Origin of the sequence: Pseudomonas sp. SWRI68, assembly GCF_014269165.1 — a bacterium.
Taxonomy (GTDB): domain Bacteria; phylum Pseudomonadota; class Gammaproteobacteria; order Pseudomonadales; family Pseudomonadaceae; genus Aquipseudomonas; species Aquipseudomonas capeferrum.
The window spans coordinates 29,178-42,314 of record NZ_JABWRU010000010.1 but is presented as its reverse complement, the minus strand read 5'-3'; the positions used below and the strand labels follow the sequence as shown (position 1 = coordinate 42,314).

The following is a 13,137-nucleotide window of genomic DNA, read 5'->3' as shown; positions in this document are numbered from 1 at the left end:
CAGTCCTTGGTCCATCCGTGAATGCATCGGCTTCATGGGGCGTTGCTGCCGCGGCGCTGGGCGGCTTCACGCAATTGCGCACGAAAACCCTGTGCAGGCTGCGCGGTTTTCTCCGCTTGCGACACCATGTCGGCCTGTGCCGGCGCCCAAAGCGATGGGTCGGGCAACAGGCCGTCGGCGGTCAGGCTGATGACACCGTGGCGGCCCTGGGCCCAGTTCTGGTCTTCGGCACTGGCGCGTCGGCTTTGTGCCACTGCACTGGCAACGAACTGCCCGTTTACCAGGCCAAGCTGGTTGCCGAGTGACTGGCTTTCGATTTCGGGTGTGGCGAACAGGCGTACATCACTGCCATCGGCGCCCCAGGCGGAAAGTGTCAGGCCTTCGTTGACTCGCTCGACCACCGGTGCGACGAAGATCGCCGGGTTGACATCCGGCAGCGGTGCATCCGTCAGGCCGCTGTGGCTGTCGCGTTCGAAATATGGGCCAGGGGGAATGTACGGGGTGGAAATATCCAGCGTGATGACCAGCTGGGCCTGGTCGGTGGCACCCGCCAGGTCGCTGATGGTGTAAGTGAAGTAGTCCTTGAGTACTTGCCCAAGGCCGGCGGCTGCCAACACGTCTGGATTGCTCAGGTCGATGCTGTAGGTGTAGCTGCCGTCGGCATTGAGCACCAAGGTGCCGTACTGGCCAACGGTGGGCTGGCCGACCATGCCGGCCGTACCTGCACCGGCTTCCTGACCAGCACGGATGCCTGTCACAGTGAGTCCGTCGCCGTCGTCCACATCGCTGTCATTGGGTAGCACGTTGCCGCTGGTGTGCGGTGCCGGTACCTGGTCGCTGGCAGTATTGATATCGTCGCGGGCCACCGGATTGTCATTGGCGCCCTGCACAGTCACGGTCAGGCGTGCGTCCGAAGTGACACCGGCGGTGTCGAACATGCGGTAAGTGAATACTTCCCGCAGCGATTCGCCAGCGCCGCGCATGGCCTGTACGGTCGGGTTGTCATTATCGACGACATACAGATAGCTGCCGTTTGCATTGATCAGCAGTGTGCCGTAAAGGCCTTGCAGCACTTGGCCGGCGGTAGCCGTGCGGCCGTTTTCGCCGGTGTATTGCAGCACCGTCTTCGTTTCGCCGTACTGCACACCGTCGACATCGGTGTCGTTGCCCAGCACGTTGCCGCGCGGGTCCACGCCGGCAGTGCCATTGTTCACCCCGCCGGCTTCCACCGCAGTGGCGGTGTCTTCATTGGCGACGGGGTAGTCGTTGCGCCCGTCAATGGTAATGCTCAGCAGGCCATTGGCGGTGCCGCCCCAGAAGTCGGCCAGCAGGTAAGTGAAGTTGTCGACCAAAGCCTGGCCGCTGACGCGCAATGCCTGCACCGCCTGCAAGCTGTTGTCCAGTACATAGCTCCAGGTGCCGTCGCCATTAAGTGTGAGGTCGCCATACTGGCCACGCAGTGTTTGCCCGACCAGACTGGCGTTGCCTGACAGCGGGCTGTCACCCGCCCAGAATGCGAGCACTTCGAGGGTTTCCGGGAACAGGATGTTGATGGTGTCCGGGTCGCTGTCGTTGTCCATCACGTTGCCGCTGGGGTTGCTGCCCGGGATGTTGTTATCGACGCCACTGGCCTCGACGGTCAGGCCCTGGTCGGGGCCGGCGATCGGTGGCTGGTTTTCGCCGCGGATGAAGATGGTCAGGGTGGCAGTGTCGCTCAGCCCGCCGCCGTCGGTGACCTGGTAGGTGTAGTTCTGGATGACGAAGCCCAGTGAGCCGAGGGCAATGATGTCGGGGTCGTTGGAGTTGACCACGAAGCGGTAGCTGCCATCGGCGTTGAGGGTCAGGGTGCCGTAATTGGTGGTGACGGTTGCGCTGTCGGTCAGCGGGTCGAGGGTCAGGTTGCTGCTTTCGGCGCCCACACCCACGGCGGTGACCACTTTGGTGTCATTGGCATCGACGTCGGTGTCGTTGTTCAGCACATTGCCAGTGGGGTTACGCCCACCGCTGCCATCGTCGTCCACCGCTACCGCGTAGGCGAAGTCGTCCTGGGCCACGGGGGCGTCGTAGCGGCCTTCGACGGTGATGTTGATGTGTGCATGGGCGCTGGCACCGTCGGTATCGTGCATGCGGTAACTGAAGGTTTCGCGCAGTTGCTCGCCGGCCTTGAGTGCTTGCACGGCAGCCAGGCTGTCGTTGACGGTGTAGACGTAGTTGCCGTTGGCGTCGATGCTCAACGTGCCGTAGGCACCCGCCACCACGGTCGAGCCTGCATTGACCTGGATGAACGTTCCACCGGCAGCGAGGGTGCCCAGGTAAATGCCATCGACCGCCTTGCTGTCGGCGGCATCCACATCACTGTCGTTGCTCAGCGCGTTACCACTGCCGGGCTGCCCCGGGGTGCCGTTGTCGCTGCCTCCGGCCTCGATGGCAATGGCGCTGTCGTCGGCCGCAATGGGCGTGTCGTTGCGGCCGTGGATGACCACGGTGAAGCTGGCGGTGACCACCTTGCCGTTGCCATCGCTGACGCTGTACTGGAACACCTCGGTGAGCCGGTCGGTGTCGGTGCGTAGGGCCTGCACGGCGCTGTTGCTGTTGTCCACCACGTAGCGGTAGTTGCCCTGGGCATCCAGCACCAGGCTGCCATAGTTGCCGGCCAGGGCTTGGCCCGGTGTGCCGTTGACGCCGGTCGGGCTGACCACGGCGCTGACGGTCAGGGTATCGCCGTCCGGATCGCTGTACGCGGCGCGGATGCTGCCGCTCGGGTCCAGGCCAGCGGTTGCATTGTTCAGCCCGCCAGCCTCGATGGCGTCGACGCTGACCGGGTTGACCACGGGCGGGTCGTTGACCCCTGTCACGGTGATCACCAACTGTGCCTGGTCGGTCAGCCCGCCGCTGTCGTGGATCTGGTAGGTGAAGATCACTTCCAGGCTTTGCCCGGCTGACAGGGCAAGGATCGCCGGGTCGGTGCTGTTGACCTCAAAGCTGTAGCTACCGTCTTCATTCAGAAGCAGTTGGCCGAAATTGCCACTGATCAGGCTGCTGTCGGCCAGGCGGGCAACTGTTCCGGTGAGAGTGGCAGGGGCACCATTGGCCACCAGGTTGAATGTACCGCCGGCAGTTTCCAGCCCGCTGCGCACACCGTCGACCTTGAGCTGGGTGGCCGTTGGTTGGTCGAGGTTGTCGACGTCGGTGTCAGTGCCGACGCCGGCATTGCCGGTGATCACGTTGCCAGAGGCATTGACCGGCGCCGGGTTGCCATCCGTGGCACCGGCACTGGCGGTGCCCTGGTCGTCCACGGCCACGGGCGTGTCGTTGGCGCCTTGAAGGGTGATCATCAGAAGGGTCGTGGAACTCAGGCCATTGGCATCGACCATCTGGTAGGTGAACTGCTCGACCAGCGTCTGGCCAGGCGAAAGCGCTTGCACAGCGGCGTTGCTGTTATCGATGACATAGCGGTAGCTGCCATCGGCGTTGATCGTCAAGGTACCGAAGTTCGCCAGCACATTGGTTGGTTGAGCACTGGTAACGGGGACGGTCCCGCCGCTGCCCTGGCCGTCGAAGCGTACCGCGCTGACCTGCTTGGTCTCGCCCAAGGCAACGGCGTCCACGTCGGTGTCGTTGTCCAGCACATTACCGCTGGCATCCTGCCCAGGCGAACCGTTGTTGATGCCACCGGCCTCGATGGCAATGGCGCTGTCCGCCGTGGCGATAGGTGTGTCGTTGCGGCCATGGATGACCACGGTGAAGCTGGCGGTGACCACCTTGCCGTTGCCATCGCTGACGCTGTACTGGAACACCTCGGTGAGCCGGTCGGTGTCGGTGCGTAGGGCCTGCACGGCGCTGTTGCTGTTGTCCACCACGTAGCGGTAGTTGCCCTGGGCATCCAGCACCAGGCTGCCATAGTTGCCGGCCAGGGCTTGGCCCGGTGTGCCGTTGACGCCGGTCGGGCTGACCACGGCGCTGACGGTCAGGGTATCGCCGTCCGGATCGCTGTACGCGGCGCGGATGCTGCCGCTCGGGTCCAGGCCAGCGGTTGCATTGTTCAGCCCGCCAGCCTCGATGGCGTCGACGCTGACCGGGTTGACCACGGGCGGGTCGTTGACCCCTGTCACGGTGATCACCAACTGTGCCTGGTCGGTCAGTCCGCCGCTGTCGTGGATCTGGTAGGTGAAGATCACTTCCAGGCTTTGCCCGGCTGACAGGGCAAGGATCGCCGGGTCGGTGCTGTTGACCTCAAAGCTGTAGCTACCGTTTTCATTCAGAAGCAGTTGGCCGAAATTGCCACTGATCAGGCTGCTGTCGGCCAGGCGGGCAACTGTTCCGGTGAGGGTGGCAGGGGCGCCGTTGGCCACTGAGGTGAGGGCGCCGCCGGCAGTTTCCAGCCCGCTGCGCACACCGTCGACCTTGAGCTGGGTGGCCGTTGGTTGGTCGAGGTTGTCGACGTCGGTGTCAGTGCCGACGCCGGCATTGCCGGTGATCACGTTGCCAGAGGCATTGACCGGCGCCGGGCTGCCGTCCGTGGCTCCCGCGCTGGCAGTACCCTGGTCGTCCACAGCGACCGGAGCATCGTTGGCGCCTTGGAGGGTGATCACCAGAAGGGTCATGGAACTCAAGCCATCGGCGTCGACCACCTGGTAGGTAAATTGCTCGACCAGTGTCTGGCCGGGCGAAAGCGCTTGCACAGCAGCGTTGCTGTTGTCGATGACGTAGCGGTAGCTGCCATCGGTATTGATCGTCAAGGTCCCGAAGCTCGCCAGCACATTGGTCGGCTGGTTAGTAGTAACGGGAACGATCTGCCCACCGCCTTGGCCGTCGAAACGTACCGCGCTGACTTGCTTGGTTTCGCCCAACGCCACGGCGTCCACATCGGTGTCGTTGTCCAGCACATTACCGCTGGCATCCTGCCCAGGCGAGCCGTTGTTGATGCCTCCGGCCTCAATGGCAATGGCGCTGTCGTCGGCCGCAACGGGCGTGTCGTTGCGGCCGTGGATGACCACGGTGAAGCTGGCGGTGACCACCTTGCCGTTGCCATCGCTGACGCTGTACTGGAACACCTCGGTGAGCCGGTCGGTGTCGGTGCGTAGGGCCTGCACGGCGCTGTTGCTGTTGTCCACCACGTAGCGGTAGTTGCCCTGGGCATCCAGCACCAGGCTGCCATAGTTGCCGGCCAGGGCTTGGCCCGGTGTGCCGTTGACGCCGGTCGGGCTGACCACGGCGCTGACGGTCAGGGTATCGCCGTCCGGATCGCTGTACGCGGCGCGGATGCTGCCGCTCGGGTCCAGGCCAGCGGTTGCATTGTTCAGCCCGCCAGCCTCGATGGCGTCGACGCTGACCGGGTTGACCACGGGCGGGTCGTTGACCCCTGTCACGGTGATCACCAACTGTGCCTGGTCGGTCAGCCCGCCGCTGTCGTGGATCTGGTAGGTGAAGATCACTTCCAGGCTTTGCCCGGCTGACAGGGCAAGGATCGCCGGGTCGGTGCTGTTGACCTCAAAGCTGTAGCTACCGTCTTCATTCAGAAGCAGTTGGCCGAAATTGCCACTGATCAGGCTGCTGTCGGCCAGGCGGGCCACCGTGCCGGTGAGAGTGGCAGGGGCACCATTGGCCACCGGGTTGAATGTACCGCCGGCAGTTTCCAGCCCGCTGCGCACACCGCCGACCTTGAGCTGGGTGGCCGTTGGTTGGTCGAGGTTGTCGACGTCGGTGTCAGTGCCGACGCCGGCATTGCCGGTGATCACGTTGCCAGTGGCATTGGCCGGCGCCGGGCTGCCGTCCGTGGCTCCTGCACTGGCAGTACCCTGGTCGTCCACAGCGACCGGGGCATCGTTGGCGCCCTCAATGGTGATGACCAAGACACTTACGGAGCTCAAACCATCGGCGTCGGCCATCTGGTAGGTGAACTGCTCGATCAGTGTCTGGCCGGGTGAAAGCGCTTGTACAGCGGCGTTGCTGTTATCGATGACGTAGCGGTAACTGCCATCGGCGTTAATCGTCAAGGTCCCAAAGTTCGCCAGTATGTTGGAGGGTTGGTCGCTGGAAACGGGGATGATTTGGCCGCCGCCCAGGCCGTCGAAGCGTACCGCGCTGATCTGCTTGGTCTCGCCCAAGGCCACGGCGTCCACATCGGTGTCGTTGTCCAGCACATTGCCGCTGGCATCCTGCCCAGGCGTACCGTTGTTGGTACCTCCGGCTTCGATGGCGGTGGCAGTATCGCCGTGTGCGACAGGGGTGTCGTTGGCACCATGGATATTGATCTGCAGCGCTACGCTGCTGGTCAGGCCGCCGCTGTCGATGATGTCATAGGCGAATACTTCGGTAATGAAATCACCCGCTGTGCGCAGCGCCTGCACGGCGGGGTTGGCGTTGTCGACGATGTACTGGAAACCGCCGTTCGCGGTAATCGACAACATGCCGTACAGGCCCTGCAAGGTGGTGACCCCATTGGCGGCCACTGCCACGCCAGCAGGGGTGGTGCTGTTGGCAACACGGGTCACGGCGAGCACGTCGTTGTTGGTCTGGATATCGACGTCGGTGTCGTTGTCCAGCACGTTGCCGGTCGGGTTCACGCCAGGGTCGGCGTTGTTCAAACCACCGGCTTCCACGGCGATTGCCAGGTCGGCGTTGGCGATCGGGGCATCGTTGACCGGGTCAATGACGATACTCATCACATCGGTGTCGGTCAGTGCATCGGCCGGGTTCTGCCCGGGGATACCGTCACCGTTGAGCGGGGCGTCGCCGAAGTTGCCCTGGTCATTGGAGACCATGGTCAGGGTTTCCTGGTCGCGGAAGGTATTGAAGTCCTGGTCGCCCTTGTAATAGAGCTGGCTCAGCAGCACGTTCAGTTCGTTCAGGGTCCCGCTGAGCACCAGGCTTCGGCCCGCGCCGGTCGGTGGTGTAGCAGTGGTCGCAGGCGGTGTTGCGGTCTGCCAGATGACCCCGTGCACCACCGTGAGGGTGATGGTCATGATGCCGTCGGCGGTACCTGCGTTTACATCCAGGTCACTGATGGCGAGGCCACCAATGTGTAGCACCGTGTCTTCCTGGCCGTGTTGGTCGGAAACGGTGTTGACCGGCGCCTCGTTGACATGCACGTAGCCGGCATCGGCCGTGCCGGTAGTGCCTTCACCGAGGGTAAGGTCGATGCTGCCCAGGCCGACAGCTGCAGCGCCACTGTCGGTATCGATGCGCACCCGGTAATTGTTGCCGGCGCTGGCTTGATGGTCCTGCGCCACAGCGATCAGGTAGCTGCCCGAAGGCAGCAGCGCAAACTGGTAGAGGCCGCCGTTGGCGGTGAGGGTGTTGAAGGTGCGGTCGTCAGCGCTGCCGAACACGCCATCGTCGCCGGCCCACGTCAGGGTCACGGTAATGCCGTCCAGGCCTGGGCCGTCGGGGGTGATGTTGTCCGTGGCGCTGCGGGTGTCGTCCCACAATGTGCCCTGGACCACGCCCATGCCGGCACCGTCGCTGAGGATGTAGTTGTTCAGCCCGCCGGGACCGTCCTGGCCGGTGCGCTCGCCGGTGCTGCCACCGGCAGTGGCGGGCAGCGAGCCGCCCCATCCGTTGGTCTCGAAATCGCTGGGCAGGCTGGTCCAGGTCAGTACGGCGGCGCTGGCGGCGTTGTCGGCGATGGTGACGTTTGGCAAGGTGACGGTATAGATCACCTGGACCGAGTCATTTGGTGCAAGGCGGTCGAAGTCCACGGCGATTGCCGTGCCATCGCTGAAACTGACGCCACTGGGCAGGTTGCCGAGGTCCAGCGCCACGCCGTTGAGCAGGATGCTTTGTACCTGATAGTTGCTGCCACTGGGGAACTGGTCGGCGAGGTGCGTGTTGTAGGCGGGCGCGCCGCCGTCCTGGGTAAAGCTCACCGACACCGTGGCATTGGTCGTGCCGCTGCCTGGGGTCACATCGACGACCGATTTGTCCGGGTTGGTGAAGCTGGGTTCCACCACGCGCTCGAACACCGTGTCGCTTTTGCCTCGGTCCACGCCACCGTTTTCGCCTACGTGTTCGAACACGGTCATGCCCAGCTGGCTGTTGGCCAGGTTGCCCGCCACGTTGCTGACCCGCACGTTGAACTCGAGGATCACGCCTTCGATGTCGCTGTCGTTGGCTTCGGTGTTGGTCAGGTTGCCGAGGTTGAAGGTGATGGTCTGGCTGCCGTCGTCGTTGGGGGTGATCACCAGTCGGCCATTGTTGCCGTCGAAGGTGCCGGACGGTGTCGTGCCGCTCAGGTCGGTGCGGATAGGCAAGGCCACGTCGCTGTCCTGGTTGCCGGTCATATACAGCGTGCCGCCGCTGAGCAGATCGGTCGCATCGGTGGTAAGGCCGCCCAGTTGGCTCGACACCATGGCGATCAGGATGTTGTTGAGGTCGGCGGGGATGAACTCCAGGCCCGCCGCCAGTTCGATGCGAATCTGGTACCCAGGGTTGTCGCCGGTCGGTACCAGAACCGCCACGCGGTAACGGACGATTTCGCCGACCAATACGGTTTCCAACAGGCCACTGGTGTCGGTGGTGCCGTTGCTGTTGCTGGGCGGGGGCGTGTCGGCCACGCCGCCCACGCGGGACACCTGAATACCGTTGGTGACCGGGATCAGCAAGGCACTCAACACGCGATAGTCGTTGAGCACGCCAGAGTCGAGGCGGCCGTCGTCGCCGCTGCGCTCACCATTGACTGTGTCAGTGCCGGAGTCAGTGCCGTTCAGGCTGCTCCAGCGCACCTCGACATTGTTGGGGATAGCGGCCTGGCCCGCGGCGGTGGCATTGACCACACCCGCCAGAGTAATGACGATGCTGCCGCCATTGGCAATGTCGATATTGGCGCCATTGACGGTCACCAGTTGGCCATTGGAGATGACGAAATCGACGCCGCCGTTGTTGCTGGCGCCGCCGCTGTACTGAATCGTGCCACTGATCTGCAGGTTGTCGATCTCGGTCGGCAGCAGGTCCAGCAGGCTGATGTCGAACGCGTCGGTACCCGAGTTGTTGGCCACCGTGATGGTGAAGGTAATGGGGTCGCCCTCGTCGAACCCGCCGAACGTGGGGGTAGATGTCACCTGCTGGGTGACGCTGAGGGTGGGCTCGACAAGGGTCACGCCGGGTTGTTGGGCACTGTCGAGGCTGCGATCGACGGCGGTCGTGCCGTTGGGGGTATCGCCGTCGGGGTCGCTGTAGAACAGTTGTGCGCCGTTGTTGAGCGTTGTGCCCTGCTGGTTGCCGGTCACGTTGCTGGCCACCAGCACCAGGCGAATGACGAAACTGTTATTGCCTGTGATGTTGTCGGCAGTGGCCCCGGCGCTGCCAAACACCAGCAGCAGGTCGGCGCCGTCGCTGCCGTCCAGGGTTATCGGGTTGACGTCGAGCACGCCGTTGAAGTTGGCGGCCAAGGCTGCGCTACCTGCAGTGGTGGTGATGATTTCATAGCCCAGGTTGCCATTGAAACGAGGGTCCAGGCGCAGCCCGGGGGGGAGCAGGTCGTTGACGCGCAGGCTGCCCGTGGAACCCTCCGGCAGGCTGACGACGATGTCGTAGGTGATGCTTTCGCCGATGACCAGGTTGCTGCCTGTGGTGTGCGTGGCGCTCGAATCATCCTCGGTGAGGGTGCCGTCCTTGTATGTCTTGCTGATGGTCGGCGCGGCAACCTGCTGGTTGGCGACTTCCGTGAGGTCGGCCGGGGTGAAGTCCTGGCCGCCATCGACACTGGCGTAGTAGGTCAGTGCTGCGGTGCTTTGCAAGGTACTGGAGGCCAGGATGGCGTTGTCGACGGTGACGTCATAGGTAATGACCACCACGTTGCTGCCGGCAAGATCGCTGGCGGTACCGGCGCGGCCAGCCAGCAAGGTGGCCTGGCCGTTGGCGTCGAGGAAGGTGATGGCATTGCCGTTGATACTGTAGTCGCTGCCCAGCACCAGCAGGGTGCCGTCACCCCGGTAGACCTGCAGGTTGGCCGCCTCCAGGTTGCCACCGGCAAACGACAGGCCGGCAGGCAGCGTGATGCGGGTGCTGACATCGTAGGCACCGCCGCCGCCGCTGTTCTTCAGGGCGGTAGCCAGGCGCAGGGTGTCGGCACCGTCGATGCCCGTGACATTGCCATCCACCGCCGCCAGGCCGGTGACGCTGCCACTGAACGGCACGCCGCTGGTGCCGGGGGCGGCCCAACTGCCGGTCGTTCCGGTGACCGTACCATTGCTGCTGGCCACCACACCGTGCCTGATATCCAGCACCGGTTCGGCGACCGACTCGATCACCGCCACATCCGAGGACGTGAGCACGGCCTTGTCGACCGTGGTGGTCTGGCTCGATTGTGCCAGCACGTCCAGTTCACGCTGGTCGGCAAAAGGCTGGTCGCCCACGACCATGGTGAAGCGTACTTGCACGGTGCCGCCGTCAAGCCCACCGGACACGTAATTACCGAAGTCGAAGATGATCGAGTTGCCAGGGCCGGTGGTGACGCTGTCAGGCACATCCAGAATGTTGTTGCCGCTGCCGAACGTCCATTGGCCAACACCGGTACCGAAGCTCCAGTTGATGCCACTGGCGTTGAGCAGGGGCAGAGGCAGGTAGGCCGTAAGCTTGAAGTTTTCGTAGTCGGCAACCTGCAGGTCATAATTGATGGTGAAGGTCACCACGTCGCCTGGGCGCAGTTCGCCGTTGCTCGGCGGGTTGCTGCCATTGACCTGGGTGAGCTCGATATCGACCGTGGATGTCTGAATGGTGCTGAGGGTGCTGGAGCCGTCGGTCTGGGTGCCGCCGAGGTTGACCGCGTCACGCAGCACGGTGGCATCTACCGTGGCGTTGTTACCGACACTGTCGCCTTCGTTGAGCTGATCGTGGGGTGGGTGGTCGGTGGTGTAGGTGGCGTCGATCAGGGCGTCGTAGACGATGCTCAGGCGCGTCGCGCCTTCCTGTAGGTCGTCGTCATAGAGGTCGCCAAACAGCGCCGCGACACCGGGGCCTGCGATGGCCCTGCGAATGGATTCGGCAATGTCGAAAACCAGTGTAGTGCTGCCGTCGGCATTGACCGTCTGGGTGTAGAGCAACGCAATGCTTTGTGCGCTACCGTGCTGCTGGATGACCAGGGTTGGCGGGTTGCTAGGGTCGAAGGTCTGGCCATCGCTGAGCAGGTCGTTCAGGGTGAACTGGCCTTGCTCGAGGATGTTCTCGCCGAAGGCAAAGAAGTCGGAGATGGCCACGTCCATGGTGTAGCGCAAGGTATCGCCAGGCGTGAGGCCTGGCGTGCCGATATCATTCTGCAGGTTGACCTGCTTGAGCAGGGTGATCGACTTGGCGACGAAAGTCACGCCCTGGCCGTTGCCGGTTTCATCGACCGGGTAACCGTCGGGGTCGGTGGGGCGATCGCGTGGGTCCAGCGGGCTCCAGGCACCGGTCACGCTGGCGGTGCCGAAGTTGATCGTCACTGGGTTGCCGGAGGTCGGGTCGATTACCGGCCGGCCGTTGGCGTCGATTTCCGGCACATAGAAGCTGACTTGGGTGTCGCTGGCGGCGCTGAGGGTATCGTAGTGGATGTCATAGCTGGCCACGAAGGCATTGGGGTTGGCCAGTGCCAAGGCAATGAGGGCCGGGTTGGTGAGTACGGTACCGTCGTGCAGGGTGATCGATGCCAGGGTACCGCCCGGGCCCGGGGTGATGGCGCTGACATGCACCTGGTCGGGCACGGTCTGGGTGACGGTGACGTTGCTCAGGGTCTGCCCCGGAGCGGGAGTTACGGTGACGGTCTGGGTGCGGGTGAAATTTGGTCCAGTGACCGTTTCGCCTTCGGGCATGTTCACCGTTTGCGTGACTTTCAGCAGGGTCGGCGTGACGATGAAACTGTGCAGCACGCTTTCCACCCGGCTCGGGTCCTGCACCGGATTGTTCAGCGAATCGTTGCCGTATTCGAAGCCGGCGCGGGTATTGATGGTGAGGTTGGGGGCACCGTCGGAATAACTGGTATCGGCCAGGTCGCTCAGTTGCGCGGTGATCAGGATGTCGATGTTGGGCTGGCCGTTGGTGACGCTGGCGTAAGGCAACTGCAGCACCACCATCTGGTCGCCTGGTTGCATGCCCACGCTGGCGGCATTGATCACCACGGGGTTGCCGCTGGCGTCCTTGGCCAGCGGGTGGGTGGCATTGCCGCTAGCATCGAAGGTGATCACGAAACTGTTCACCGCCTGGCCCAGGTAGGTGGCAGAGACGAACGTGGCGCCGTCGTTACCGTCGCGCCCGGTGGCCGGCATGAACACGTCGATGAACGGGGCATAGCCTTCCTGGGTAGAGGGGTTGCTGAAGCTCACGCTGAAGGTGAACTGCTCGCCCAATTGAACCTCGGCGCCACTGCTGCCCAGGCTGGCGGTAGGGCTGGCATCGGCCAGCAGGCCCTGGAAACTACCGAGGGTGGTGGCTGCGAGCGCAATGTTCTTGTCCACTTCGCCATGGCTGACCTCCAGGCGCCAGTCGCCACCGGCCAGTGGGCTACCGGTGGCATTGCTGGAAGCGCCGACGTCGGCGCCCGTCCAGCGCGCCAGCTCATTGACCAGCGCCTGGCCGGCGCTGCCGGCGCCGACATCGCAACCATACAGCTGGATGTCGGCACCGGTATTCAGCTCACCACGCCAGGCGCTCAGGCGGTCGCCCAGCTGTTCGACTGAATGGCTGGTGAACACTTGGTTGCCCAAGGTGAACTGGCCAGAGGCGCCATGCGAGAACACTTGTATAGAATCGACCTTGCCAAGTCGCGTCAAGGCATTGCTTATGGCTGCGATGGCATCCTGGCCAGGGTCTACCACCAGCGCGGAGGTGCCCAAGGGCAAGTCGGCGACCAACTGGTCGCGATTTTCTACGCGGGCGTCGATCACTACCAGGCTATGCGGGGCAGGCGCCGGTGCGGCGGTCTGTGCTTCGCTAGCGGTAGGAGCGGGGTGAGTGGTGTCTTTGCTTTCGGCAGCGCTGGCATCGCTGAGGTGCTGTTGGTCGACAGCAGTAGCGGCGGCACCGTCGAAGAGGATGCGTTGCTCAAGAGCAACAGTCTGTGACCGCGGGCGCGAGGCAGTGGCGAAGCCGGCTCTGCTCTTGATGTCCATTTCCATACCCTGCTCAAATGTTCTGCAACAAGTTCGAGGCCTAAGCAATCGTAGA

General features: G+C 63.7%; 1 protein-coding gene. It reads right to left on the bottom strand.

Annotated features, from left to right (window positions below; translation table 11 throughout):
- Positions 1–32 precede the first annotated feature (32 nt).
- A complete protein-coding gene (locus HU770_RS16125) occupies positions 33–13,082 on the bottom strand; it encodes a VCBS domain-containing protein (protein ID WP_186664219.1) in 13,050 nt (4,349 codons plus the stop codon).
- Positions 13,083–13,137: the final 55 nt, after the last annotated feature.

What these genes read in the sequence shown, in the direction of transcription:
- HU770_RS16125 (WP_186664219.1), bottom strand. Translation starts at nt 13,082, where the DNA reads ATGGACATCAAGAGCAGAGCCGGCTTCGCCACTGCCTCGCGCCCGCGG.